Origin of the sequence: Chloracidobacterium validum, assembly GCF_018304825.1 — a bacterium.
Lineage (GTDB): Bacteria > Acidobacteriota > Blastocatellia > Chloracidobacteriales > Chloracidobacteriaceae > Chloracidobacterium > Chloracidobacterium validum.
Genome location: NZ_CP072648.1, coordinates 548,136 through 574,330 on the forward strand (window position 1 = coordinate 548,136; position 26,195 = coordinate 574,330).

Sequence of the window (26,195 nt, forward strand, 5' to 3'; positions counted from 1 at the left end):
CCGTCCTGCCGCCGCCGACTAGACTGCCAAGGCTATGTGCGCTTTCGCACACTCTTCTTTGAGGTCATCGTTCTATGCCATTTCACATCACTGAGGACGGCAAAAAGCTCGTCACCCTGATTCCAGGGGACGGTATCGGGCCGGAATGCGTTGAGGCCACCCGCCGCATCATCGAGGCAACGGGGGCGGCGGTTGCGTGGGAAGAACGCGCGGCCGGCGCAAGTGTTTTCCAGCAAGGTGTACCGTCGGGCGTTTTGCCTGAAACGATTGAGTCGATTTCCAAGACGCGCGTCGTGTTGAAGGGGCCGCTTGAAACGCCGGTCGGCTTTGGCGAAAAGAGCGCCAACGTGACATTGCGCAAGCTCTTCGAGACCTACGGCAACATTCGTCCGGTGCGCGAGATGCCGGGCGTGCCGACGCCGTTTACCGGGCGGCGACTGGACATGGTGGTTGTCCGCGAAAACGTCGAAGACCTCTATGCCGGGATCGAACACATGCAGACGCCCGGCGTGGCGCAGTGCCTGAAGCTCATTTCGCGCAAGGGCTGCGAGAAAATCGTCCGGCTGGCGTTTGAGTTTGCGCGGTCAGAGGGACGGACCCGCGTTCACTGCGCCACCAAGTCCAACATCATGAAGCAAACCGAGGGCATGCTCAAACGCACCTTTGAAGCCATTGCGCCTGAGTATCCCGACATCGAAGCCAATCACATCATCATTGATAACTGCGCGCACCAGTTGGTGAAGCGTCCAGAGCAGTTTGATGTCATCGTCACGACAAACATGAACGGTGACATTCTCAGCGACCTGACCTCCGGGTTGATCGGCGGTTTGGGCTTCGCGCCTTCAGCCAACATCGGCAGCGAGGTGGCGATTTTCGAGGCCGTTCATGGGTCGGCGCCCAAGTACGCCGGTAAGGATGTCATCAATCCAACGGCCGTGCTGATGTCGGGTGTGATGATGCTGCGTCACTTGGGTGAGTTCGAGGCGGCCATCAAGATCGAGCATGCGCTTCTGGTGACGCTCGAACAGGGCATCCTCACCCGCGATATTGTTGGTGACGCCAAAGCGGTTGGGACGCGCGCCTTTACCGACGCCATCATCAACAACTTGGGCAAGCAATCTGAAAACTGGCGGGTCCGCGACTACAAGCCGATTGTCATGCCGACCTTTCCGGCCGCGCCGGACGTGGTCAAGGCCGAGACGCGGCGGACCATTGGCGCCGACATTTTCGTGGAAACGGGCCAACTCCCTGAACAGCTTGGGCCGGCGCTCGAAGCCCTGGCCGAGGGCAGCGCGCTCAAGCTCAAGATGATTTCCAACCGTGGAACGAAAGTCTATCCATCGGTTGGCGCGATGACCGACTGCGTGGATCACTACCGTTGCCGCTTTGTGGCGCGGGATGCTGCCGGCGACCTCACCGACGCGCAGATTCTGGATTTGGTTCAGCGCATCGGTAGCCAGTACCGCTGGATGCACATTGAAAAGCTGCCTGAGTTTGATGGGGAAGCCGGATACACGAAGGCGCAGGGTGAGGATTAGGCCCTGAAGCCGGATTGTCCATACGGCGCGCGAGCTAGGGTTTGCGCGCGGCAGCGCCGGCAAAGTCCCTGAAAACCACGACCGATTGCGAGCGGTCAAAACCAATGAGCACGTACCCCGTCCGCAAGGGCGGGGTTTGTTATTCCCGACCGGTCCCGAAGCCGCGCTGGCGACTGGTCAAGAGCTGGTCAGATGTTGCGGACGTGCGCGGAGGAGGGATTTCAACTGAATGACCGGACAGCCAGCGCCAGAAAGCAAAAACTTGCTTGACAAGCCAGGTGAAACAGGTTGCCTAATTGATGTGCCTTTGTAACAGTGAGTTTGGAAAAGGTAAGATACCTTTATCAAAGGAGTATAGTTATGACGCTGCCGTCACGCCGTCTGTCTGTCGCCAATCTGCTTGCCGTCCACGTGGTTGCTGCTCGCGTTGCCGCCGGCGTTGTTCTGTGCCTGGGCATGGCGGGCGTCTGGGGGTGGGCGGTCATCCAGAGTGAGTTGACGCCTGCTCACGCCCAGACTCAGGCGCCCCAGCCACCACCGACGGGCTGCGCTATGCCTGGCGGTTCGACTCAGGTGTTGACCTCGTCTTACTACTGGGTGGCGTCAGACGTGGAAACCACCTTGCTGCTCAACAACAAGAGTCCGCAGCCGTTGACCGTGCAGCCGACGCTGTTTGGGCTGGACGGGCAGCGGCATAGCGCCCCACCGCTGACCATCGCGGGGCAGTCGTTTCGGGTCGTGCCGTTGGCGGAGCTTGGGGCGCGGGAAGGGACGGCATTTGGGAGCGGGAGCGTGGCGTTGGCGTTTGAAGGGGCGCCGTTGGTGCTTGGGGCGCAAGTGGAGATGAAGGATCGGCGTGGACGGTTGGTGAGCGACCGGCTGTCGGATGCGCGGGTGAGTTTGGCGACGACCTGGTTGGCCGGGGTGTATCGGCTGCCGCGGGGTGGGGCGCTGAAGGTGGCGGTGACGAACGTGACAGAGCGACCGGTGGGGGTGCAGGTACGTGTGGATGGGAAAGGCGGGAAAGGCGTCCGGTTTGAACTTGGGGGGCGGGCGACACGGTTGGTAGATGTTGGGTTGGCGTTGGGGGAGGTGCCACGGTCTGGGGGTGTGGTGGTGGAGAGTGATGAGCGGGGCGCGGTGCGAGCGAATGGGTGGGTGTGGAACGCGGCTGGGTATGTGAGTGTGGTGTCGTTCATGGATTTAGGGCGTGCCAGGGATGGGGTCTGGCATGCGAATGGCGTCCGGGTGCGACCGCTGGTGAAAGGGAAGTTGACGCCATACGTGACAGTTCACAACTTTGGCGCTCGGGAGAGCGAGGTGAGGGGGTGGTTGGTTGGACGGGTTGGGGAGGCGATGGCGCGGCGGGAGTTGGAGACGGTGCGGTTAGGGGCGGGCGAGACGCGGACGCTGGCGGTGGTTCTGAGTGAGGAGGAGCGGCGTGGGATGCAGATAGCCGGGATCGAGTTGGCGTATGGGAGTGGGGCTGGGACGATTGGGGCTGCGGTAGATGTGGAGCGGGAAGATGGGGCGCGAGGGTATCGGGTGCCGGTGGTGGATCGGGAGATGATTCCGAGCGCGACGGGGAGTTATCCGGTGCGGTTGGGGATGGATGAGAACACGGTGGTGTATTTGAAGAACACGACGGACAAGGAGGTGCGGTATCACGCTTCGGTGCGGTTTGAGAGTGGGGAGGACTATGGGTTTGGGCAGGCGAAGCTGGGGCCTGGGGAAACGGTGATGATTGACTTGGGGAGGGCGAGATTGATGGGGCAGCCGGACGCGCGTGGGGAACGGATGCCGTTTCATGAGCGGGGGCAGTTTTTCTGGTCGGTGCAGGGTGTGGAGACGAAAGGGATAGTAGGGCGGGCGGAGTATCTAGACTACAGGACGGAGGCGAGCAGCACGTATGCTTGCTACAACTGCTGTGGGGATTTGTTTGGGAGTGGGTGGATTACCGGTCCTGGGGCGCTTGGGGTGACGCAGGTACGTCCCTACCGGGCTTTTGAGCAGTACCTGACGTGTTATGGTGGGCTTCACGTTCCGCAACTGGCGTGGGTACAGACGTGGGAGTACAGTTCGGCGAATGGGGCTGGCGCGGTGGTGCAACCTGGACAGTCGGAAGCAGAAGTTTCAGGAAACCACATTGGCGAGATGGCCTTGTTGGCGAGATGGACGGCGTATGACTGCAATCTAGGCAGTTTCTTGCACACTGCGTGGTTTCCGGTGCAAGTGAAACCGTTGGTGATACTTCATAGAGTCGGTCCCTTCAATCCGGCCACCATCACAGCAGATAATATCAACCATATCTCGGAGTGTGATGTCGTGATCGAGGTACATGGCTTCACAGAGAACTTGACATCACTTAATGTCCGCTTTCTGATTTACCCGCAAGAGATGACTGGATTTGGAAGGATAATTGTTCAACCAGTAGAACGCAAAGTTACGGTCTTCGCGAGTGATCCCACGAAGATTGAGAAGGTTGAGTTTAAAGCCCAATTTGACCCTAACATGACCGATGTAGTGACGGTACGGGGGCAGGTCAGGATTTTGCCAAGACCCGATGATTATGTTATTGAGCCGCCAGACGTAAGAGTCAGTACTGAACTTCTCACCGTCAACAAGCCGTAAAAATTCATTGGCAACGCTTAGCTCCGGTGACTGAAGAGAGATTTCAACTGAATGCCCGGACAGCTAGCGCCAGAAAGCAAAAACTTGCTTGACAAGCCAGGCGAAACAGGCTGCCTAATTGATGTGCCTTAGTAACAGCAGGTTTAGAAAAGGCAAGATACCTCCATCAAAGGAGTATGGCTATGCTGCTGCCGTCACGCCGTCTGTCTGTCGCCAATCTGCTTGCCGTCCACGTGGTTGCTGCTCGCGTTGCCGCTGGCGTTGTCTTGTGCCTGGGCATGGCGGGCGTCTGGGGGTGGGCGGTCATCCAGCGCGGGTTGACGCCTGCTCACGCCCAGACTCAGGCGCCCCAGCCACCACCGACGGGCTGCGCTATGCCTGGCGGTTCGACTCAGGTGTTGACCTCGTCTTACTACTGGGTGGCGTCAGACGTGGAAACCACCTTGCTGCTCAACAACAAGAGTCCGCAGCCGTTGACCGTGCAGCCGACGCTGTTTGCGCTGGATGGGCGGCGGCATAGCGCCCCACCGCTGACCATCGCGGGGCAGTCGTTTCGGGTCGTGCCGTTGGCGGAGCTTGGGGCGCGGGAAGGGACGGCATTTGGGAGCGGGAGCGTGGCGTTGGCATTTGAAGGGGCGCCGTTGGTGCTTGGGGCGCAAGTGGAGATGAAGGATCGGCGTGGACGGTTGGTGAGCGACCGGCTGTCGGATGCGCGGGTGAGTTTGGCGACGACTTGGTTGGCCGGGGTGTATCGGCTGCCGCGGGGTGGGGCGTTGAAGGTGGCGGTGACGAACGTGACAGAGCGGTCGGTGGGGGTGCGGGTACGTGTGGATGGGAAAGATGGGAAAGGCGTCCGGTTTGAACTTGGGGGGCGGGCGACACGGTTGGTAGATGTCGGGTTGGCGTTGGGGGAGGTGCCACGGTCTGGGGGTGTGGTGGTGGAGAGTGATGAGGTGGGTGCGGTGCGAGCGAATGGATGGGTGTGGAACGCGGCTGGGTATGTGAGTGTGGTGTCGTTCATGGATTTAGGGCGTGCCAGGGATGGGGTCTGGCATGCGAATGGCGTCCGGGTGCGACCGCTGGTGAAAGGGAAGTTGACGCCATACGTGACAGTTCACAACTTTGGCGCTCGGGAGAGCGAGGTGAGGGGGTGGTTGGTTGGACGGGTTGGGGAGGCGATGGCGCGGCGGGAGTTGGAGACGGTGCGGTTAGGGGCGGGCGAGACGCGGACGCTGGCGGTGGTTCTGAGTGAGGAGGAGCGGCGTGGGATGCAGATAGCCGGGATCGAGTTGGCGTATGGGAGTGGGGCTGGGACGATTGGGGCTGCGGTAGATGTGGAGCGGGAAGATGGGGCGCGAGGGTATCGGGTGCCGGTGGTGGATCGGGAGATGATGCCGAGCGCGGCGGGGAGTTATCCGGTGCGGTTGGGGATGGATGAGAACACGGTGGTGTATTTGAAGAACACGACGGACAAGGAGGTGCGGTATCACGCTTCGGTGCGGTTTGAGAGTGGGGAGGACTATGGGTTTGGGCAGGCGAAGCTTGGGCCTGGGGAAACGGTGATGATTGACTTGGGGAGGGAGAGATTGATGGAGCAGTCGGACACTCGTGGGGAACGGATGCCGTCGTGGTGTGAGCGGGGGCAGTTTTTCTGGTCGGTGCAGGGTGTGGAGACGAAAGGGATTGTAGGGCGGGCGGAGTATCTAGACTCCAGGACGGAGGCGAGCAGCACGTATGCTTGCTACAACTGCTGTGGGGATTTGTTTGGGAGTGGGTGGATTACTGGTCCTGGGGCGCTTGGGGTGACGCAGGTACGTCCCTACCGGGCTTTTGAGCAGTACCTGACGTGTTATGGGGTGCCCCACGTTCCACAACTGGCGCGGGTACAGACGTGGGAGCCCCGTTCGGCGAATGGGGCTGGCGTGGTGGTGCAAGCTGGACAGTCGGAAGCACAAGCCTCAGGAAACCACATTGGCGAGATGGCCTTGTCGGCAAGTTGGACGGCGTATGACAGCAATCTAGGCAGTGTCTTGCACACTGCGTGGTTTCCGGTGCAAGTGAAACCGTTGGTGACACTGGAAGGCCTGCCGTTTAATCCCAGCGAGATAAGGGCCGGCGACAGCTCGACGTGTGGCGTGATTATCAAGGTTGAAGGCTTAAACTTTAATGTGCCATCAGTTGACGTTAAGCTGCGATCGATTTCTGACAACATGAGAGGCGGCTTCGTTCAAGTCTCTGTTGAGAATTATCTGCGGGATGTCACAATATCCCTACCCAACACCAGTAAAATAGAAAAAATTCGGTTCACAACCCGGCAGGAAGGTATGCAGGGAGACAGGATTTTGGTGGGGGGAATCGCGCGCATTTTGCCGGATGATGCGTACGTCATTGAGACTCCAACGCGGACGCTTAACGACCTTGCCATTGTGAAGCCATAGCCCTGGTCAAGTGCCTAAATGAGAACATCCTGAGAGTTAAGGGGCATTGGTTGCCCAAGCCCACCTTCTCGAGGTGTGTTGAAAAGTCCTGACGGGTGACACAAGACGCTGGCAGGCGGCAGTCCGGTTTCAACCGCCAAGAATTCAACCGTCAAGAAGCCAGTGTCGGTGAAACGCCGAAGCCATCTGAACTGACTGTTCTCGTGGTGGCCTTCAAGGACAAACGGCTCACGCTAGATGACCTCTTCAAAACGTCGGAAGCCATTCTCAAGGAGTTTAGCTTTCTGCTCAAGCACGACAAGGAAGAAAAGTTGTCAGACGACTACGCGCTGGCGCTTGGAAGCCTGGTTGACAAGGACAATAAAAAGTACAAAGTGAAAATCCTTGTCGCCACGGATGTCACGGACAACTACATCATGATTGTTGGGACAACCGAGGAGGAGTTCAAAGCGCACGAGCAGGAAATTGACCAAATTTGGGGTAGCTTCACGATGTATAGCGGCGGCGCAAGCGGCAACAGCTAAATCGTGTTTGGTCAGGGGTTGAAGCTGCCGATGTCATCAGGCGTCGGCAGCTTTTTTCTTGCTGCCGGAACACCTGCTTGGCCGGCAGTCCACGGATGGCCACGATAGATAAGCCATGTTTTTGTTCACGCCGCCAACCACCCAGCAGTTGGAAGCCTTTCTGGAAGCCCAGGCCGAACAGGCGCTGACCTATGCGCCAGAAGGCGCAACGCGCGCCGCCGTTGCCCTGCCAAGTGGCTACACCGTGGATCGGACGCGCATTCGGCTCGGCCATGGTGCCGCGACCTTTCACCACGCCTGCGCCGCGCTTCGCCGGTGGGCAATGTTCGAATTGCCTTGGCTGCGCTGCTACCGTCCCATGACCCCCATCGAAGTCGGGCAAGTGGTCGCCGTTGTGCCGTGGCACTTTGGGTTCTGGTCGCTAAATGCTTGTCGGGTGGTGTACGTCATTGCCGAGGAACGCCGGTTCGGCTTTGGCTACGGCACCTTGCCGTCCCACGTTGAATCGGGCGAGGAGCGATTCCTGATTGAATGGGAGCCTTCCAGCGATGGCGTGTGGTATGACATTCTGGCGTTTTCACGTCCGGCCCATCCGCTGGCGCAACTGGCGTATCCGGTGACACGGCTGTTTCAGAAACGCTTTGCCGCCGATTCGTGTCAAGCGATGCGCGCCGCAGTGCGGCCTACTGGCGCGTAGCGGGACGGAGTAACTTTTAAGACTTGGTTCTAACCTATGCGACGAGCTGTATTGCTGACAGTGTGGTTGGCCGGCCTGGCGCTCACCTGTGGTTTGGTGGCGGCCCAGTCCGCGCCTGGGCCGGCGGGCCCGATTCGTTTTGCCGAAGGACGCTACGAGTTGGGGCGCCGCACGCGGGCGCTCGAACGCGCCTGGATGCAGTGCCAGGACGCGGAGCGGCGCGCGGCTGTGATCCCACGGGTGCAAACCGCCGTCCTGGGTTTCTTCTCCGGCAACACGGGCGTTGTGGCGCAGGCGCTCGACGACACGACGGCTGCCCTCCACAACCACACGCCGACGGCTGCCGAGCGGTGGGTCATGGCGTTAGCCGCAACGCCGGCGCGGGCGTTTCTCGACCTGCGTGAACTGGTGTTGGAAGTCGAGCTTTCGGCCCTTTATGAGGTGCCGTCACCGCGTCCACCCCTCACGCTCCGGTTGATGGTTGGGAAGCAAGTCACCCAGGTTCAACTGCCGTCCGAGGCGACCCTGCCGCATCGCGTGCGCGTGGCCTGTGAACCGACCCGGCAGGAGTCCGATACGGCGCTTGAGCTGGTGGTGGGGACGCCCGATGCGCCGAACCTGCGGACCTGGCGCATTGGACTGAGCCGGGCGCGCGATCTCGACCGGCGGCTGGCGGCCCTCAAGGCCGCCGTCACCGAGTTGAACCAGACACCACCAGCGCTGCCCATTGATGTGGCGACGCTCACCGCCCGTCTGGCAATGCTCGACACGCTACGCAAACGTGGGCCGGTGGAAACCGATCTGCCGGGCTTGCAACTCCTGCGAGACGCTGAAGCCATGGCGCAACAGCTTCGCGCCAAACCGCAGACCTCGACCCTGGCTGGACGAACCGGCGAACTGTTCCTCAGCCTGCCGACGACCAAGGGGACGCTCCCGGTTCGGGCCTTGGCCGCGCCGGAAGCGCCGGTGGTCGTCGTGGCTTTCCACGGCGCGGGCGGCAGTGAAAACATGTTTTTCGATAGCTATGGCGACGGCGAGATCGTTCGGCTGTGTCGCGCGCGGGGCTGGTCCCTGCTGTGCCCGCGGGTCACCAGTCCGCTGGACGACTACGGCCCTGTCATCGAGCAACTGCCGGCGCTGGTCGCGCCCAAGGCGAAGCGGATATTCATCGTCGGCCATTCGCTGGGCGCGGCAACCACACTGGTCGTGGCAGCCAAGTACGCCGACCGCCTGGCCGGCATTGCGCCAATCTCCGGGCGCGCGCCCGGCAGTGTGGTGGCGCTGCGCTCGCTTCCCACTTTTGTTGCGGCCGGCACGAAGGATTTCTCGCGTCCGGGGTCGGAACAACTCGCCGACCGACTTCGCGCCCAGGAAACGCCGCTGACGTTCAAACTGTATGAAGCCGAGCACCTGCTGGTTGTGCCAGATGCCCTCCCTGACATTTTCAAGTGGATGGATGGTTTCGTTGGCAAGTGACCACGGGCACGGAGCTGCCTGTCGAGCGTGGGCAACTAGGGTCGGCGCACCATGAGCCTTTCACCCGGCTGCTCCTGCCGCGACCGCCTGGGGTTGCGTCCCCGTATAACCAGGGATGAAGCGGAAGGGTGGTCCTCAGGTGTGATAATTTCCACTTCTGCTCCGACTTCAACGTCCGTGGTCTGAAGCTCGTTGCGAAAGGCGCGAAACTCAAATTCGACTTCCTGGATCGGTTGAGTAGCTGAAAGCGTGATGCTCTTGCCAATGTCCTTGACCCGAATATCCGCAAAGCCACGCTGTTGCCACGGGATGGCAACCAAGGGCACCTCATAGGTGAACCGGTCGCCGTCATTGAGATCAAGGCGCACAATCACCCGCAACCGCGCGAGCGTGCCGTACTCGGTCGCCGTAATCTCCGGCGGGTCGAACCGGAAACTCTGGATGCTGACCCGCGGCCGAACCTTGATCACGCGGCCGACTTGCGCCTGCCCATAGACAGAAGGCGGCTGGGATGCCGGAAGCAGCATCCCGATGGCAAACAGCGCCGCTGCTAAACCGACGCGGATGGTGCGTGACGACGGCATAGAGGTTTTCCCCGGACACAGGTGTGGCTTTCAAGGTGAGGGCAGCGTTACCGATTGCCAATGTCGCTGGCAACGGCCGCCGCCGCAAGCTTGCCCGACAACAGAACCAGTGGAATGCCCCCGCCAGGGTGCGTCCCCCCGCCGGTGAAGTACAGTCCGCGCACTTCCCGCGCCCGGATAGGCGGACGCCAGAAAGCGTTGCGCAGGCTGTTGGACGACAACCCATAAATCGAACCGCGATGCGCGTTGAACCACGTCGCAAAGCGCTTCGGCGTCAGCATGTCCTCAAAAACAATGCTGTCGGAAAGCCCGGTCAGACCAACGGACTCCAACTGGGCCACGATTTGGTTGCGGTAATCCCGCGCGACGTTGTCCCAGTCGTAGGCATCGCACACCGCCGGAGCATTGACCATCACGAACAGATTTTCACCGCCCGGCGGCGCTTGGGTTGGATCGGTACGGCTGGTGGCGCACACGTAGATGGTCGGATCGCGCGGCGGGGTCAGCGTATCGAAAATTTCAGCAAACTCGCCGGGATAATCACGCGAAAAAAAGATGTTGTGGTGGGCGAGCTGGTCGAACTTGCGTGCTGTCCCCAGCAAAAGAATGAACCCCGAGCAAGACGGCTCAATCCGGGCAAGTCGCTGGTCGCTGTAAGCGCGGCGGCGGACACTTGGCAATAACCTGGCATAGGTGTAGAGCGCGTCGGCGTTCGAGACGATGGCATCTGCGACCAGTACATCGCCATTGGCAAGCCGCACCCCTTTGACTCCTCCATGCTCGACTAGGATTTCGGCGACCGGAGCGTTCGTTTCGATGACGACACCCTGGGCCTCGGCGATCCGGGTCAGGGCTTCGGCAATCCGGTACAGGCCACCGGCGACGTACCAAGCTCCGAAGGCAAACTCAACATAAGGAATGAGACAAAAGGTAGCTTGTGCCCGGTAGGGTGATGAGCCGTTGTAGGTTGCGTAGCGGTTGAATAGCTGCCGCAGATACGGGCTGGCAAAAAACTCGGCCGTTCGGTCGGCAACGGTTTTGAGGGTTGCCAGGCGTGGAAGCTGGCGCAGCAAGTGACGGTCAAGCTGTCGCCAGAGTTGTCGCCAGTCCCGGAAGTCATTGAACAGAAACACCGGCGCTGTGGCCGTGTAGAGGTCGGCCCCGTAGCTCAGGAAGCGAAAAAAGGCGGCTTCGTCCTCTGGCGCAATCCGGCGCAGCGCGGTAACGGTTTTGGCCAGGTCAGACGATAGATCAAGACGCACGCCATCCGGCCACCGGTAGCGACAGATGGGGTCGAGCGGCTGAAGGGTCAGGTGGTCTTCAAGCCGCTCTCCGGCGACGGCAAAGGTGTTGCGGAGAATGTCCGGCATTGTGACCAGCGACGGACCCGTATCAAACGAATAGCCATCTGCCGTGATCCGGTTGAGTTTTCCGCCGACGGAAGGATTCTTTTCAAGCAGCCTGACCTGAAAGCCGCGGGCCGCAAGGTGGAGCGCAGCTGCCAACCCACCGAGTCCGGCGCCAATGACGATGACACGCGGTGTCGTCATACATCCACCCCGGCTTCCATGCCGGTTTACAGTTGGCCGTTGCGTGGCGGTGACGGGGGGCGAACCCGAGCGGACGGTTCGAGCGTCATTGATTCTGCTAGGACAATGTGCGTGGGAGGAACACGCATCAGTGCATTGGCGGACTGGGCTGCCAGATGCTCACGGACGTAATCGAGCAAGGCCATCATGTTGTGGTGCATTTCCTCCATCCGGTCGCGCATGCCCAAGATCACTTGGACGCCGGCCAAGTTAACGCCCATCTCGCGGGTCAGGTTGAGAATACACTGGAGCCGCTCCAGGTCGGCATCGGTGTAATAGCGTGTGTTCCGTGCCGAACGGGAAGGCACCAGCAACCCTTCTCGCTCATACATTCTGAGGGTTTGTTCATGAATGCCAAAGGTTTCAGCGACCATGCCAATCGAGTACCGGCGGGATTTGGCTTGCTTTTGTCCGCGTGTCGTCATGGTTTCGTCCCTTCGTTTTTGAAGCGAGGTCACTCAACGCCGAGCGACTTGCGTGGATTTTCCGGGTTCAGGCGTTCATACTTGCGCAAAAGTTCCTTGGTTTCCTCGCTGATCACCGACGGCAGAACAATCTTGACCTCCACAAATTGGTCACCCCGCTGGCCGGGGCTGCGTAACACCGGAAAGCCCTTCTCGCGCAGGCGGAACTTCTGTCCAGACTGCGTTCCGGGTGGAATCCGCAACTGGGCCTTCCCCCCAACGGTAGGGACTTCAATCCGGGCCCCAAGGGCGGCTTCTGGCACGGTGATCGGGACAGTGCAGTAAATGTTATCGCCCTTGCGGGTGAAGAACGGGTGTGCCCCGACATTGGTGACAAGGTACAAATCACCAGGCGGTCCGCCATTCACGCCAGGATAACCCTTACCGGCAAGCCGAACCTTTGAACCGTTGTCAACCCCGGCCGGAATCCGCGCCGTAATGGTTTCGCCCGGCCGCCCAGCCACCGGTGGGAGCGCAACCTTGACGGTCGTTCCCTCCATGGCCTGTTCAAATGTGATGGAAACCGTTTGCTCGATGTCGCGTCCGGCCTGCGGAAACGGCCCCCGGCTGCTGCTGCGTCCGCCGCCAAACATCTCGGCAAAGATGTCCCGAAACGACGCGCTACCGCCAAAGTCGAAGTTTGAAAAATCAAAGGGAATGCCGCCCCCACCCTTGGCCGCTTGGGCATGGGCTTCGGTGTAAACCCCAAAGCGGTCATACACCTTGCGTTTTTCCTCGTCACCCAGCACATCAAAAGCCTCAGAAATGGACTTGAACTTTTCCTCAGCCACTTTATCGCCAGGGTTGACATCTGGGTGGTACTTGCGCGCAAGCCGGCGGTAAGCCTTTTTGATTTCATCAGCGGAGGCGGTTTTGGAGACGCCGAGCGTTGCGTAATAATCCTGCTTGGTCATGGCTTGCCCCGCTACGAAGTTGAAGCTAATCGTAAGTCCAGCCAGCCTCCAGTCCGATGCGGACTAGAGGCTGGCGGTAGGGTTAGCGGTCAGGTTGGTGACTGGCCCTGGGTCATCGTTTGTCGTCCACGTCAACATATTCCGCGTCAATGACATTGTCGTCGCCTTTACCCGCGTCACCATTGCTCTTTCCGGCACCGGCGGCGCGTCCGGCCGCATCCTTGTACATGACCTCCGAAACCTTATAGGTGGCCTTGGTCAGGCGATCATGCAGGCTGTTGAGTTCAGACAGGGATGCTGTTTCAAGCTTCGACTTGGCTTCTGAAAGGATGCCTTCTATCTCTGAAAGCGTGGTTGACTCGATCTTTTCACGGTTATCAGCAATGAGCTTTTCCGTTGAGTAAATCATCGAGTCGAGCTTGTTCTTGGCTTCAATCCGCTCCCGTAGCTCACGATCCTGGGCGGCGTTGGCGTCGGCTTCCCGCACCATCCGGTCAATGTCTTCCTTGCTGAGACCCGAACCCGACGTGACCGTGATTTTTTGCTCGCGTCCTGTGCCGAGGTCTTTGGCGGTGACATTGACAATGCCGTTGGCATCAATATCAAACGTCACTTCGATTTGTGGCACGCCACGCGGCGCAGGTGGAATGTCCACCAAGCGGAACATGCCAAGTGTCCGGTTGTCGCGGGCCATGGGACGCTCACCCTGGAGGACGTGAACCTCAACTGACGTCTGGTTATCGCTGGCGGTTGAGAAAATCTCGCTCTTGCGGGTCGGAATCGTAGTGTTGCGCGGGATCATGACCGTGTTGACCCCACCCAGGGTTTCAATCCCCAGGCTCAATGGCGTTACGTCGAGCAAGAGCAAGTCCTTCACGTCACCGGCGAGCACCCCGGCCTGGACGGCCGCACCAATGGCCACGACTTCATCCGGGTTGACTGAGCGGTTCGGTTCCTTGCCAAAGAACTCCTTGACCATCTGTTGCACTTTGGGAATCCGCGTCGAGCCACCGACCAGGATGACTTCGTCAATCTGGGATGGCTTCAGTCCGGCGTCCTCAAGTGCCTTGCGGCAGGGTTCAAGCGTGCGGCGGAGAATATCGTCCACCAGTTGTTCAAACTTGGCCCGCGTCAACTTCATCACCAGGTGCTTCGGTCCAGAAGCGTCGGCCGTGATGAAGGGCAGGTTGATTTCAGTTTCCATGGCTGACGACAGCTCAATCTTGGCTTTTTCAGCGGCTTCTTTCAGGCGCTGAAGTGCCATCTTGTCGGCGGTCAAATCAATGCCCTGGTCCTTTTTAAACTCGCTGACGATCCAGTTGATCAGGCATTCATCCACGTCGTCGCCACCCAGGTGGGTGTCACCATTGGTGGATTTGACTTCAACCACGCCTTCGCCGACTTCTAGGATCGAGATGTCAAAGGTTCCACCACCAAAGTCAAAAACGGCGATGGTTTCGTCTTTCTTTTTGTCCAGTCCGTAGGCAAGCGCCGCCGCCGTGGGCTCATTGACAATACGCTTGACGTCGAGTCCCGCGATCTTGCCAGCATCTTTCGTGGCCTGCCGCTGGGCATCGTTGAAGTAGGCCGGGACGGTAATGACGGCCTCTGTGACTGGCTGACCCAGGTAGTCTTCCGCGGCGGTTTTGAGCTTTTGCAAAACCATGGCGGAAATCTCTGGGGGCGCCCATTCCTTGCCGCCGCCCATCAAGCGGACGTCGCCGTTGGGTCCCTCCATGACTTTGTAGGGAACTTGCTTGGTCTCGCCTTTGACTTCGTTGAAGCGGCGACCGATGAAGCGCTTGACCGAATAAAACGTGTTCTCTGGATTGGTTACGGCTTGACGCTTGGCCACTTGTCCCACCAGACGGCTGCCGTCCTTGGTGAACGCCACAACGGATGGCGTCGTCCGAGCGCCCTCGGAGTTGGTAATGACGATTGGCTCGCCGCCTTCCATTACTGCGACGACTGAGTTGGTCGTCCCTAAGTCAATGCCGATGATTTTCCCCATGGCTGTTCTGTTGCACTCCACACGTCGTTGAGATGAGGTTCACGAAACGTGGCTGGGTGGTGGCTGCTTGCCGGTTGGCCAACGTCGGAACTTCCATGTCGAGACTTTAATATATGAGTCTTTTATTGTCAACTTTTTCTTACTTTGATGCTGTGAGTCAGGGGTGACGTGGCGGGTGGCTTTTCTTGGCGCGAAGCATCATTTGCCCGTCGTTCGCAACCAAGTAGAGCCGTCGCGCCACCGTCGCGTCAGTCACCTGCGGTGCATAGCGCACACTAAACCAACGGCGTCGAACCTCATCCGTCAGAATGGCGGCGGCGTTGGGTTCATCGAGCTTGAAGGCGCGGCCGCCAGTGCCTTCGGTCAACTGCCGGATGGCTTCAAGCGGTTTGGGCCCGAGCCGCTTGGCGCGCGGCGCGCCATAGGTTCGGTCCTGGGCCTGGAGGACATAGACCACCACATCCGCTGATTGCAGCGCTGCCAAGGCCGCTTCAAAGGAGGTGCGTGAACCTTCGTCATAACCATCTGAAAGCAGCACGATGACCCGCTTGCTGACGGTGGTCGCCGGGCGAAAGACATCTTCCGTAACCGCCAGCAGCGCGTCGTAGAGGCACGGCGTCGAACGCTTACGGAAAAGCTTTGCGCCGGCCACGAGTTGCGCCGCATCCTCCGTCAAGTCGCATAGAATCTCAGGCTCTTTGGCGTAGCCGATGAGCATCAATCGGTCGCCGGTGAAGAGTTCCCGGATCAGTGACCGTGCCACCTGTTCCATGTCGCCCGTCTCAGCCTGGAACGTAGCGGAATTATCAGCTAAAAAGACGATGGTTGCGGCTGATGGGTCTGGCTCAACGCTTTCGAGGGTCTGCTCCAAGCCAGCATCGTAGAGCGTCAGATCGGTGACCCCAAGCTGCGTGGGGGGAGCGTCTGGAGTCGGGACTTGGGCGATCACGGTCAGACGTGTCCGGGATGTTTGGTTCTCACCCACGCGCCCCGACTGGGCCGCCGTGCCGCTACTGGACAACCCAACCATCAACCCAACCCCCGTCCGCGCCAGAAAGGTCCGGCGGCTCATCACCGGACTGTTCTTCGCCGGGGTAACCTCATCTGACGAATGGACGCGGCTAATCTTCTGACGCATAACCTCTGACACGCGGCAGGATGCTCTTGGTGGCGAGGGAATTCTCAAGTTGGTACATAACCCAGCCGTTGTTATGCTTGGTCTCTGGGGCGAGCCGAAGGGCATCTGGCGACTGAAGGGCCGCCTTCAACGTGGGGAATACTAGCACTATGCCAAACACATCCGACGAGCGTTTGTTGATTGGGATTGAATGCGCCGCGACGTTTCTGCGTGGCGTCGTTTGCGAGGCAAGCGGTGAAGTCGTCACCCAGCGTCAGCATGGACTCACCGGCCATGCGCCGACCGAGGCCGTGGCATCAGTCCGGGCGCTGGTTGCAGAGCTGCTATCGACTGAATCCGATGCCGCGCTCTTCGGTGGGGTTGGCATTGCCTTGCCAGGAAGCCTCAATCGGGCGACGGACCGCTGTGAGTCGCGCTCGCTGTGGTCAGCAGTGGCGCTGGACGACCTACGACCCTGCGGTTCGCTCGGGGCGGCGCAGCTTGTCTCACGGGCGGCGGCGGCGCTGATTGGCGAGTACCGGTGTGGTGTCGCGCGCGGTTGCCAGACCGTGGTGTACGTGGAAACCGGCTATGAGGTTTCCGCGGCCATGCTGCACAAAGGGCGCCTCTGGACCGGCGCCACCGGGATTGCCGGGATGATTGGCTACGACTCCGTAGATGTGGATGGCGAAGTCACGCTCCAGGAACGAATCGGTGGGGACGGCCTCATTCGTCGCGCTCAGGATCGGATGTACCGGGACCGCACCTCTTCGCTCTCACGGCGCGGGATTCCGCGTAATCGGGAGATTGGCCTCGAAGACCTGCTCAACATGGCGCGTCTCGGGGATGAACTAGCCCAGGTCATGATCACCCGGGCTGGGGTTCACGTCGGCATGGCGGCGGCGCGGCTGATCAACTTGCTCAACCCAGAGCTGCTCCTGATTGGCGGTGAACTGGCGGCGGCTGGGCAAATCCTCCTCGACCCGGTCCGTGAAGAAGTCGAGCGGCGCACCGCGTCGTCGGCGCTGGCCGTGTGCCGGATTCTCTTATCCACAGTTGATGCTGCCGTTGGCGCTGCCCAAGTTGCCGGCCAGGCGGCGCGAGACGCTGTAACCTAGCGCGCTGACCCGCGCCCTGACTCGTCGCCACGGGAGAGGACGTAATCCGCCAGCCGCTTGCCAAAAGCGCGCGGCTGAGTCGGCCCGCTACAGTTGAAGACCAAGCCATCGAGCGGCAGGGTTTGAAGCTGGGTGAACAGTTGCTCGCCGTTGACGCGAACCGGAATCGGTTCAAAATCCGCCGACGCCAGCACTTGGTCAAAGAACGCTGCCAGGGTGTCTTCGGCGGTGAACACTGCCGCGAGCATGCGGTCATCAGCATCGGGGGCCAGTACCAACTGGGCACTGTCCGCGCCGGTGCGCTTTAGAACCAGCACATAGGCATCATAGTCGCGGAGCAACCCGATGGGGGTTTCGCCGGCATCAATCGTTTCCAGGGCACTTTCAAGTTCGATAATCCGTGCCCATTGCTGTAGTAGTGGAATGTGTTGGCGTTGGTAGTGAACCCCTTCGGGCAGCCCCGGATTGATTTCGACACCGGCGAGTTCGGCATCAAGTGCGCCAAAGAGGTTGGCCCCATCCGTGACAAGGCACTGTCCGTCCAGTTCTTTCCCTTCCTGCGCAACCCAGGCTTCAACGGCGCTCAAGTCGGTGAAAACTTTGATCCATCGTTCCCCGGCAGCGTCAACAAACGTCAGAACCACAGCCTCACCTTCTGGGCTGGTGTGAACCGGCACGTGCCAGTCCACATGGGTCATGAGGCTGCGAAAAAGCGTGGCGTGGGTGATGCGTCCGGCCAGGTGCTCGCGTACGGCCGTCCGGGCGTCGGGCAAAGGCATAGCGGAACTTCTCCATGAGTAGCAGGGTCTGACCTCAAAGGACTACCACCAGTGTACTGGACACGTTGAAAAAGAAAACCTCTCCACGGCCGGGTTATCGCCGATAACCGCTCTTTTGCGTTATAATCCTAAGCCGCTTCGCTGCGCTCTCCGCGCCGAGTGACACTTTTTCCGATCAACCCAACGTGGCGCTATGGGGGATTTTTACGAGATACTCGGTGTGTCCCGTGAGGCTTCGCCGAACGAGATTCGGTCGGCCTTCCGCCGCCTGGCACGGCTCCACCATCCCGATGTGAGCCAGTCTCCAGATGCCGCCGAGCGCTTTGCTGAAATTACCGCCGCGTATCGGGTGCTTAGCCACCCAGACTTGCGGACACGGTATGATCGGGGCGAGACCGTTGAGCCGGCGCCCCCACCGCCACGGGAAAGTCGGCGGCGGCGCGCCGCTCGCGTCCGGGCCTATAAAATTCGGATTGAAAGCATCATCAACGACATGCTTGAAGCCGAGCGGCGCGAAGCCGAGTTTCGGGCCGAGGCGGTGCTGTTTGTGGTCGTCGGGTGGCTGTCAACGCTAGCCGCCACGGCCGCGCGTCCATCTGTTCTCTTCGGCGCAAACGATGGTTGGGTGTGGCTGGCCCTGTGGGGTGTTGGAATCTTCAGCCTATGGTATCTGGCGCGACGCCTCTGGGTGATGCTGGAACATTACACCTACCGGCAAACCTTGCTTTCGGTGACGGAACCCGCCGTCCCTACGCAGCCCTTCAGCCGGAGTGTCGTTGTGGCTGTTCTTTTGGCAGGCTATGCCACGGCTTTGGTGGCCGGTTATTGTCTCGGTGCCGTTGTCAGCGCTTGGGAGCATAGGTCCTTTCCAGCCTTTGGCGCGCTCCACGATGGCGTGTTGTTCCCGCCTATCGTGCTGTTGCTGCTGAGCCACCTTCATCGGTGGGAACAGGCCTTGCGCCGGGTCTGAGCCTGACGGTGATTGCGCGTTCCAGACTCAAGGCCAAATGTGCAAAATGTCACACTTGTGAAACCGTAGGCCCTTGACGCTTTGCTATAGTGGCGTTGGGTGTATTTGGACGTTCGTTTGGGGAGTCGGGCTTGCGTGACTTCTCGGGCGAGCGATTTCTTGGATACATGGGACGAGGTAGCGTCATGGAAATTCGTACATTAGGTGTATTGACGGGGGGCGGTGACGCCCCCGGCCTCAATGCCGCGCTGCGCGCTGTCGTCCGCCGCGCCATGCAAGATGGGATTCGCGTGCTCGGCATTCATCAAGGGTGGAATGGCCTCATCCACGGCCGAGTCGAACCACTGACGCGGTACTCTGTTTCGGGCATCCTGCCACGCGGTGGAACTATCCTCGGTACTTCGCGCACCAATCCCGTGGAGACCGATGAAGTCGCTGAGCGAGTCCGCGCCAACTGGCGCAAGTATGAACTTGACGCGCTCATCGTCATTGGTGGGGAAGGAACCTTGAGCGCGGCGCTGGAGATATACCAGCGGTATGGTTATCCGATTGTTGGCGTCCCCAAAACGATCGATAACGACTTGTGCGGAACCGACATGACGTTTGGTTTCGACACCGCGCTCTCGGTGGCTACCGAGGCGATTGACCGGCTGCATACCACGGCGGAGTCGCATGACCGGGTCATGGTGGTGGAAGTCATGGGGCGGCATGCCGGGTGGATTGCAGCCGGGTCCGGGATTGCTGGTGGAGCCGACATCATCCTTGTTCCAGAGCACCCGTTTCGCATCAGCGAGGTGTGTCAAATCCTGAACCACCGCAAGTCGCTAGGGCGATTTTTCTCGATCATCGTTGTTGCGGAAGACGCCCACCCTCACCCAGATGAAGATTTTCTCGCGCCAGAAGAGCGCGAGCGGGTGTTTCAACACACGCGCCTTGGGGGCATCGGACACTTGCTTGCCAAAAAGATTGAAGAACTGACCGGCATTGAAACTCGTGTGACGGTGCTCGGCTACACGCAACGGGGCGGCGTACCGACAGCTTATGACCGCCTGCTGGCGACACGGCTCGGTGTCAAGGCGGTCGAAATGGTATGCGCCGGCGAGTTTGGTTGCATGGCGGCATTGCAGGGCATGCGCCTCGTGTCGGTTCCGATTGAACGGGCCGTGGCCTGCATCAAACGTCTGGATGATGAGTTGTATGCGACAGCGCGCGTCTTTTTCGGCTAAGCTATCGGTTAAGCTAAATGGCATGCCAGGGGCATCATGGTGTTTAGCCACCTATTCGCCTGGTGCCTTGACCGTTTCTGGAGCGCGGCCGACTGATGAGACAATGCCCGACTTGTGGAACCACTTACCCTGATGACGCCAAGTTCTGCCCACGGGACGGCGCTACGTTGGTCAGCGCGGGTTCCGTTTCGGATGATCCCTTCATCGGGAAGGTCTTGGCTGGCCGTTATGAAATCCTCTCCAAACTGGGCGAAGGCGGCATGGGGAGCGTCTATTGTGCGCGCCACCGCCTGCTCGGCCGCGTGGATGCCGTCAAGGTTCTGCGTCCAGACACCTCAAATGCCGATGCCGGACGCCGTTTCCTGCGGGAAGCCAAGCTGGCCGCCAGCATCAATCATCCCAACGCGGTCGTTATTCACGATTTTGGCGAAGCTGAGTCGGGCGTAGCCTTTCTGGCCATGGAATACATCCAGGGCCAATCCCTTACCAAGCTTTTGCAAAAGCAGCGACCGCTTCCGTTGGGACGGGTGGTGCCCATGGTTCGGCAGATTGCTTCGGCGCTCGATGCCGCGCACCAGTTAGGCGTGATCCACCGCGATCTCAAGCCCGACAACATCATGGTTCTGGATGGCGACCGCATCAAAGTGGTGGATTTTGGAATCGCGAAGGCCGTTGGTGGACAGGAAAGCCTGGTTCCGATGACGCAAGTTGGGTTTATCGTGGGGACGCCGCAGTACATGTCGCCTGAGCAGGCAATGGGTGAACCGCTCGATGCCCGCTCGGATGTCTATGCGTTGGCGCTGGTCACCTACGAGATGCTGACCGGTGAACCCGCCTTCCAGGGCGATTCGATGCAGGCCCAGATGGTCGTCCGCTTGTCGGAGCCTCCCCGTCCGATGGCCCAGGCCGCGCCGCATGTCTCAGTTCCCCCTTCGATTGAAGCCGTGGTGCGACAAGGTTTGGCGCAGTCGCCGGCCCATCGTCCGGCTTCCGCCGGCGCGTTTGCCACGCAGCTCGAAAAGGCTTTTGCCGCCGATGGTACGCAGGCCATGTCCGCCACGCCGGCCGCCAGCCAGCCAACTCGGTATCAAGGGGTGACCATTGCCACGGCCGGGGCGCGCTCGCCAGTGGACACCCAACCCTCGTCCCCGGTGCCGGACGACGTGTTCCGTCCGCCCGCTGCCTATGCCGCGCCGCCGGGTGCGACCGTTGTGCAGCCGACGCCGTCTGCCCAACCAACGCCGTCATCCACGCCAATCCCACGCTTTGAGCCATCCCCCACGCTGCCAACGCCACCGGCGCATCCCATTGCCAAGCCAAGCGCCTCGAAGTCAAACGTCGTCCTGATCGGCGGTCTGGTCGCGGTGGTTAGCGTGGTGCTGCTTGCCATCGTGCTTGGCGTCGGGCTGTATGTTTTCTACGCGCCGCGCGAATCCAGCTCGGCCAAGCCTGACAATCCCGCGTCGCCGGCTAAAACTGACAGCACGGCGATACTTCAGCAGTCCCGCTCGTCGCGTGAAGCCGGCAACTACCCCGCTGCCTTGGAGTTGGTTGACCAGGCACTGACTACCAACCCGACCTCCCCTGAGTTGCGAATTGAAAAAGCTGAAATTCTGTTTGAGCAAGAGCGTTTCGTGGAGTCGGAAGACATCGTGTATGGTGTCTTACGCTCGCACCCCAATTATGGCCCGGCTTACCAGAATTTGGGTGTGTTGAAGTACCGCCAGGCAAAGACCGAGGAAGCGATTGCCCATCAGAAGCGGTGCCTGGAGCTTGATCCAGAGCCGGAATACGCTTGTTACGCCCACGCCTGTCTCGCCCAAATCTACGCCGATCAATACTTTTCCAACAAACGGAAGTTTGCCTCTGCCTCGGAAGCGGCTGAACGCGAGGCCCGCGCTGCCCTGTCAACTGCGACCCGAAAAAGCCTGGAAGCGCCGCCCCGGCTCGTGCTGGCGATGCTTTTCGTTGACCGCCAGCAGTTTGGACTGGCGCGTGAGCAGTTAGAAAAAATTTTGCAGGACAACGCGCTCCGGCGCGACCGCGACCTAGCGGCCGTCTATGCTCAACTGGCCGTGGTTGCTTTCTTCGAGAAACGCTATGCTGAAGCAGCGGAAGCTGCTGACCAGGCTGTTCAACTCGACCCCCAAAACAAAAGCTATCAAAAACTTGCCGACACCCTGCGCCGGTATCGAAAGCGTTAGGTCAACGAAATTTTTAGGCCGCCTTGGGCGCAACAATTCACGCACTGTTTCGATAACCAGAAAAACAGTGATTGATGCTGTGCGTTAGGCCCGCGCTACGGGTCATCACGCCAAGGAGTTTGCCGCTATGACGAACCGGATTCAGCCCCAACGAACAGCCCCACTTACCCGCGCCGTCCAGCCGAAGGTTTCCGAGCCACGGGCGACGCCGGCCGCGCCAACCAATACTGTGGCACCGGCGAATACGACCCGCCTCTCCGAGCTACAGATGATGGGTGCGCTGCGCAAGGGCCAGGTGTTGGCGGCTTCAGCCACGACTGCCGTTGCGACGCCAACGCGCTTGTCCCCAACCGGTCCGCTGGCCGGCGCGCGCCCCAACCCGGCGGCGCCAACCCGTTTGTCTCCACTGGCGGCTGACAGTCATCTCAACGGCGCGGCCTTTCGTGTCACTGCGCCCGGAGCGAATCCGAATGCGGCTCCGCCCGTCATTGTCGTGAATGGCATCAGCACGCCATTCTCTGGCGCGAGCCGTCTCGCCCAGGAAGTTTCGCGGGTGACGGGACGACCGGTTGAGATGGTCTATAACAACTCCGATCCGGCGGTGGCCGCTGGTGTCACCCTCGCCCACCACACCCGGCAAGCCCGCGCCCGCGCCGAGGCTGATTACAACAACCTTCCATTGCCGGTGCGGTTGGCAATCGGGATCAACCCCGCCAATCGGGAAGCGTTCATTCTGGGTCGGACGGCACGCTATGTCGCCGAGGCTGCGGTCAACCCGGCCACCGCAGACTGGACCAAGCGCAACGCGCTGCAAAATCCGCCGGCCGCCCAGACGCAGGCCAACTTAATTTTGTCCCAACTCGAAAACTATCCAAACAGTCCGGTTCGGGTTGTTGGGTACAGTCAGGGCGCGGCCATCAGCGCGGAGGCGCTCCGCTTGGTCGAGCAACATCTCGCGCGTCAACATGGCCAGGCTGCGGCGAACCAAATGCTGGCCCGCGTCCAGGTCATGACGCTTGGCGGGGCTGCCAACGCCAATGATTTTCCGGCCGCCGTCAACGTGACTTCCATTGCCCACCAGACCGACATCGTGAGTCAGTATTTTGGCGCGAATCGTAGCGCCTTCGGACGCGGCAACGTCGGCGACTTTGTGAACTTCATCCGCGAAGGTTTTGGTGTGCGCCAGCACCTGAACTACCTCGGCGCGAACGGCAACCCCGAAGTCACCCGCCGGATGCAGGATTGGATGGCCAATCCGGCCGGCAGTGATCGCAACATCATTCTGCCGGATTATCGCGGCTAGTCTGGTTCACCGGCTCAGGCTTGCGGGGCGGCTTCAAGGCTGAAGCCGCCCCGCGCTTGGTTTAAGTCTCAGATTGGTTTCGGGTCGAGGAATCGCCTAGGCGGTGGCTGATTTGGTTGAAGCGACCCGCGGACGCTCACTGTAGAAGCCCTCATACTTGGCAATAATGCCCATCATGATTTCATCCGCGCCACCGCCAATCGGGAAGAGCCGCGTATCGCGGAAGTACCGCGCCAGCGGGTATTCCTCGGTGTACCCCATGCCGCCGTGGAACTGGAGGCACACATCGGCGACCAGTCGAACGAGTTGCCCGCCCTTGAGCTTGGCCATGGAAGCTTCGCGCGTCATGTCCTGCCCGGCGATGAGCTTTTCCGTGCAGTGGTAGCAAAGTTGCCGCAGGCACTCAATCTCCGTGACGACTTCCGCCAATCGGAACTGAATGTATTGGTTGTCAATCAGTGGCTTGCCAAAGGTTTTACGTGTTTTGAGGTAGTTCTTCGTGATTTCGACGATGCGTTCCGCGCCGGCATAGCAGGTCACGGCGGCAATGAGCCGTTCTTTCTGGAACTGCTGCATCTGAAGCCTGAACCCCTGTCCCTCGTCGCCAATCCGGAAGGCCTTCGGTACGCGCACACCTTCAAACGCCAGCTCGGCGGTGTCGGATGACCAGTTACCCAGCTTCTCGATTTTCCGGCTTACGACAAAGCCTGGCGTATCGGTTGGCACCATGATGAGTGACATGCCCTCAAATGATTCGCCCGGGGAGGTGCGTGCCAACAGGCAGACCCAGTCGGCCTGGGTGCCGTTGGTAATCCACATTTTGTTGCCGTGAATCACGTAGTGGTCGCCATCCGACTCGGCGCGCGTCCGAATGCGGGCGACATCCGAACCGGCATCAGGCTCGGAAACCGCGATGGCGCCAACCTGTGTCCCCCGAATGGCCGGCTCAAGAAAGCGCTTCTTGAGGTCATGGGAACCAAACTCAGCCAAAGCTGGCGTGCACATGTCTGTGTGCACGGTGATCCCCATTGGAACTCCCCCACAGGGAATGCGCCCAAGCTCTTCGGCGCGAATCACGTTGTACCAGTAATCTAGGCCAAGTCCGCCATACTCGGTCGGATAGTTCACGCCAAGAAAGTCCAAGTCACCCATTTTTTTGAGGATGTCATGGGCGGGCCAAATGCCATCTTTTTCCCACTGGTCAACGTGTGGGTTAATTTCTTTCTCGATGAAATCACGAAGCGTTTTGCGAAAGAGTTGGTGTTCTTCATCAAACTGCATGGGGCAAGCCTCCTTACCGATGGGGATGGGGGAACTACTTCTCCGGGCTTGAGCAACTTCTGAGCTGGGGGCAAGCGCTGAGCGGAGCGCCCCTATGAAGTTGGTTCAGATGGGATGGTAAAATCGCTTGGGATGACAATGCCATATCGCGTGACAAGCTCATCGAGCTTGGTTTCGACCTTTCGCTGGCGGAGCTTTTCGCCAATCTCGCGCTTGGTTGGTTCGTCGAGCGCCTTGGGCCGTTTATCCTCAAGCTTGATGATATGAAATCCAAACTGGGTCTGCACGGGCATGGTTGAAATCCCCCCGACCTGGAGCGCTTTGACGCCTTCAAAGAAGGGCGCGACCATCATGCCTTCCCGAAAGTAGCCCAAGTCGCCGCCCTGCTTCTTTGAGCCAGGGTCATCGGAATACTGCTCGGCCAGTTTGGCGAAATCAGCGCCACCTTGAAGCTGCTTGATGATGTTTTCAGCCTTGGCGCGGGCTTCTGCCTCGGTAAGCGGCTTGGAGGGCGCTTTACCATCCGGCGGCGCGGTCGCCGGGGTGGTGGAAATCAAGATGTGGCTGGCCTTGTATTCTTCAAATTCTTCTGGATGTGCCTTGTGGTACGCCTCAATCTCTTCATCTGAAGGCTTGGCTGCTTCCTGAAGCTTGGCAATGATTTCATTGCCAACGATGTTAGCCTGGAAGAGTCGCCACTGGAGTTGAAAAGCCGGTGTTTTATTGACGCCGGCCGCTTCACCACGAGTCCGCGCGACTTGAAACTCACCGTATTTTTCCTTCAGTTCATCCATCTTCGGCGCTTGGCGAAACTGCGGATTCTGGGTCAGGAAATCTTCAAAAGCAGTCGGCTGGTCGCGGTAAAAGGCAGCCACATCTTCACTGGTGATTGGTTTTTCCTTGGCTTCAGGGCGGCGTTTCCACATTTCGCCAACCAGTTGCCCATAGGTAAGGTCGAGTTGGCTTTTGAGTTCAGGCTTTTGGAAAAGACCGCGCTGTTCGGCTTCCGCCACAATGGCTAAGGAACGGGCAATTTGTTTGCGGAATTCATCCTTGCCTTTGGGGTCTTCGCGGAGGCTGGCCAGATTGGCAGCCGGAAGTTCGGCTAAAAAGGCATTGATGTCAGCCGTGCTCAGGGTAAGTGGAGGCTGGGGTTTGGTCAGGTAGCTTTGGGCAACCAGCGCGCCGGACGCGAGAACGCACACGGCGGCGAAAATGATGAGTGATTTTTTCATGGAAGGACAGTTTCCTCAGCAATACAGTTCCTCAACAATACAGGGCTGTTGGTTGATGTTGTCTGCCACCACCAACCTACCCTCAATGTCAAGCAG

The 26,195-nt window shown here is 59.8% G+C and carries 20 protein-coding genes; 11 read left to right on the plus strand and 9 right to left on the minus strand.

The features are described 5' to 3' along the window. The first annotated feature begins 74 nt into the window (after positions 1–74). The 6 genes from J8C06_RS02295 to J8C06_RS02320 all read left to right on the plus strand — a co-directional run bounded on the left by J8C06_RS02295 (position 75) and on the right by J8C06_RS02320 (position 9,304). A complete protein-coding gene (locus tag J8C06_RS02295) occupies positions 75–1,538 on the plus strand; it encodes an NADP-dependent isocitrate dehydrogenase (RefSeq protein WP_211429181.1) in 1,464 nt (487 codons plus the stop codon). Positions 1,539–1,898: 360 nt separating this feature from the next. Continuing rightward, complete coding sequence (locus J8C06_RS02300) at positions 1,899–4,169, plus strand: YbbR-like domain-containing protein (RefSeq protein WP_211429182.1); 2,271 nt, start codon at positions 1,899–1,901, stop codon at positions 4,167–4,169. 182 nt (positions 4,170–4,351) lie between these two features. Continuing rightward, positions 4,352–6,607 (plus strand): hypothetical protein, encoded by a 2,256-nt coding sequence (locus J8C06_RS02305; protein WP_211429183.1) that lies wholly within the window; start codon positions 4,352–4,354, stop codon positions 6,605–6,607. A 95-nt stretch (positions 6,608–6,702) separates the two neighbouring features. Beyond that, a complete protein-coding gene (locus tag J8C06_RS02310) occupies positions 6,703–7,131 on the plus strand; it encodes a hypothetical protein (protein WP_211429184.1) in 429 nt (142 codons plus the stop codon). 115 nt (positions 7,132–7,246) lie between these two features. Further along, entirely contained in the window at positions 7,247–7,828 is a 582-nt protein-coding gene (locus J8C06_RS02315; protein WP_211429185.1) for a DUF1990 family protein, read from the plus strand. A gap of 36 nt (positions 7,829–7,864) precedes the next feature. After that, a complete protein-coding gene (locus J8C06_RS02320; protein ID WP_211429186.1) occupies positions 7,865–9,304 on the plus strand; it encodes an alpha/beta hydrolase in 1,440 nt (479 codons plus the stop codon). 35 nt (positions 9,305–9,339) lie between these two features. Here J8C06_RS02320 and J8C06_RS02325 read toward each other — a convergent pair whose 3' ends face one another. The 6 genes from J8C06_RS02325 to J8C06_RS02350 all read right to left on the minus strand — a co-directional run bounded on the left by J8C06_RS02325 (position 9,340) and on the right by J8C06_RS02350 (position 16,004). Next, positions 9,340–9,888 (minus strand): hypothetical protein, encoded by a 549-nt coding sequence (locus J8C06_RS02325; protein ID WP_211429187.1) that lies wholly within the window; start codon positions 9,886–9,888, stop codon positions 9,340–9,342. Positions 9,889–9,935: 47 nt separating this feature from the next. Beyond that, a complete protein-coding gene (locus tag J8C06_RS02330; protein WP_211429188.1) occupies positions 9,936–11,438 on the minus strand; it encodes a phytoene desaturase family protein in 1,503 nt (500 codons plus the stop codon). A 26-nt stretch (positions 11,439–11,464) separates the two neighbouring features. After that, positions 11,465–11,902 (minus strand): MerR family transcriptional regulator, encoded by a 438-nt coding sequence (locus tag J8C06_RS02335; protein ID WP_211429189.1) that lies wholly within the window; start codon positions 11,900–11,902, stop codon positions 11,465–11,467. A 29-nt stretch (positions 11,903–11,931) separates the two neighbouring features. Next, a complete protein-coding gene (locus J8C06_RS02340; RefSeq protein WP_211429190.1) occupies positions 11,932–12,855 on the minus strand; it encodes a DnaJ C-terminal domain-containing protein in 924 nt (307 codons plus the stop codon). Between the two features lie 112 nt (positions 12,856–12,967). Beyond that, positions 12,968–14,866, minus strand: coding sequence for a molecular chaperone DnaK (dnaK, locus tag J8C06_RS02345; RefSeq protein ID WP_211429191.1), 1,899 nt, complete (start codon positions 14,864–14,866; stop codon positions 12,968–12,970). Positions 14,867–15,023: 157 nt separating this feature from the next. After that, the gene (locus J8C06_RS02350; protein WP_211429192.1) at positions 15,024–16,004 is read right to left on the minus strand and encodes a VWA domain-containing protein; all 981 of its coding nucleotides are present in this window, start codon (positions 16,002–16,004) and stop codon (positions 15,024–15,026) included. Between the two features lie 149 nt (positions 16,005–16,153). Between J8C06_RS02350 and J8C06_RS02355 the strand changes: the two genes are divergently transcribed. Next, positions 16,154–17,101: an ROK family protein gene (locus J8C06_RS02355; protein WP_211429193.1), complete on the plus strand. Its 948-nt coding sequence runs from the start codon at positions 16,154–16,156 to the stop codon at positions 17,099–17,101. On the opposite strand, the gene J8C06_RS02360 is transcribed toward J8C06_RS02355, so the two are convergent. Continuing rightward, positions 17,098–17,880: an SseB family protein gene (locus J8C06_RS02360; protein ID WP_211429194.1), complete on the minus strand. Its 783-nt coding sequence runs from the start codon at positions 17,878–17,880 to the stop codon at positions 17,098–17,100. The two genes, J8C06_RS02355 and J8C06_RS02360, sit on opposite strands and share 4 nt — an antisense overlap. Before the next feature lie 193 nt (positions 17,881–18,073). On the opposite strand from J8C06_RS02360, the gene J8C06_RS15335 reads away from it, so the two are divergent. From J8C06_RS15335 to J8C06_RS02380, 4 genes are all read left to right on the plus strand, one after another. Beyond that, positions 18,074–18,850: a J domain-containing protein gene (locus tag J8C06_RS15335; protein WP_211429195.1), complete on the plus strand. Its 777-nt coding sequence runs from the start codon at positions 18,074–18,076 to the stop codon at positions 18,848–18,850. 185 nt (positions 18,851–19,035) lie between these two features. Continuing rightward, positions 19,036–20,076: a 6-phosphofructokinase gene (locus J8C06_RS02370; protein ID WP_211429196.1), complete on the plus strand. Its 1,041-nt coding sequence runs from the start codon at positions 19,036–19,038 to the stop codon at positions 20,074–20,076. 95 nt (positions 20,077–20,171) lie between these two features. Continuing rightward, the gene (locus tag J8C06_RS02375) at positions 20,172–22,280 is read left to right on the plus strand and encodes a protein kinase domain-containing protein (protein WP_211429197.1); all 2,109 of its coding nucleotides are present in this window, start codon (positions 20,172–20,174) and stop codon (positions 22,278–22,280) included. A gap of 127 nt (positions 22,281–22,407) precedes the next feature. Next, on the plus strand, positions 22,408–23,583 hold the full coding sequence (locus J8C06_RS02380) for an alpha/beta hydrolase family protein (RefSeq protein WP_211429198.1): 1,176 nt from the start codon (positions 22,408–22,410) through the stop codon (positions 23,581–23,583). Between the two features lie 96 nt (positions 23,584–23,679). Here the strand turns inward: J8C06_RS02380 and J8C06_RS02385 are convergent, their stop codons facing one another. Both J8C06_RS02385 and J8C06_RS02390 read right to left on the minus strand, forming a co-directional pair. Beyond that, positions 23,680–24,864, minus strand: coding sequence for an acyl-CoA dehydrogenase family protein (locus tag J8C06_RS02385; RefSeq protein WP_211429199.1), 1,185 nt, complete (start codon positions 24,862–24,864; stop codon positions 23,680–23,682). A 92-nt stretch (positions 24,865–24,956) separates the two neighbouring features. After that, positions 24,957–26,099: a peptidylprolyl isomerase gene (locus tag J8C06_RS02390; protein WP_211429200.1), complete on the minus strand. Its 1,143-nt coding sequence runs from the start codon at positions 26,097–26,099 to the stop codon at positions 24,957–24,959. Positions 26,100–26,195 lie beyond the last annotated feature (96 nt).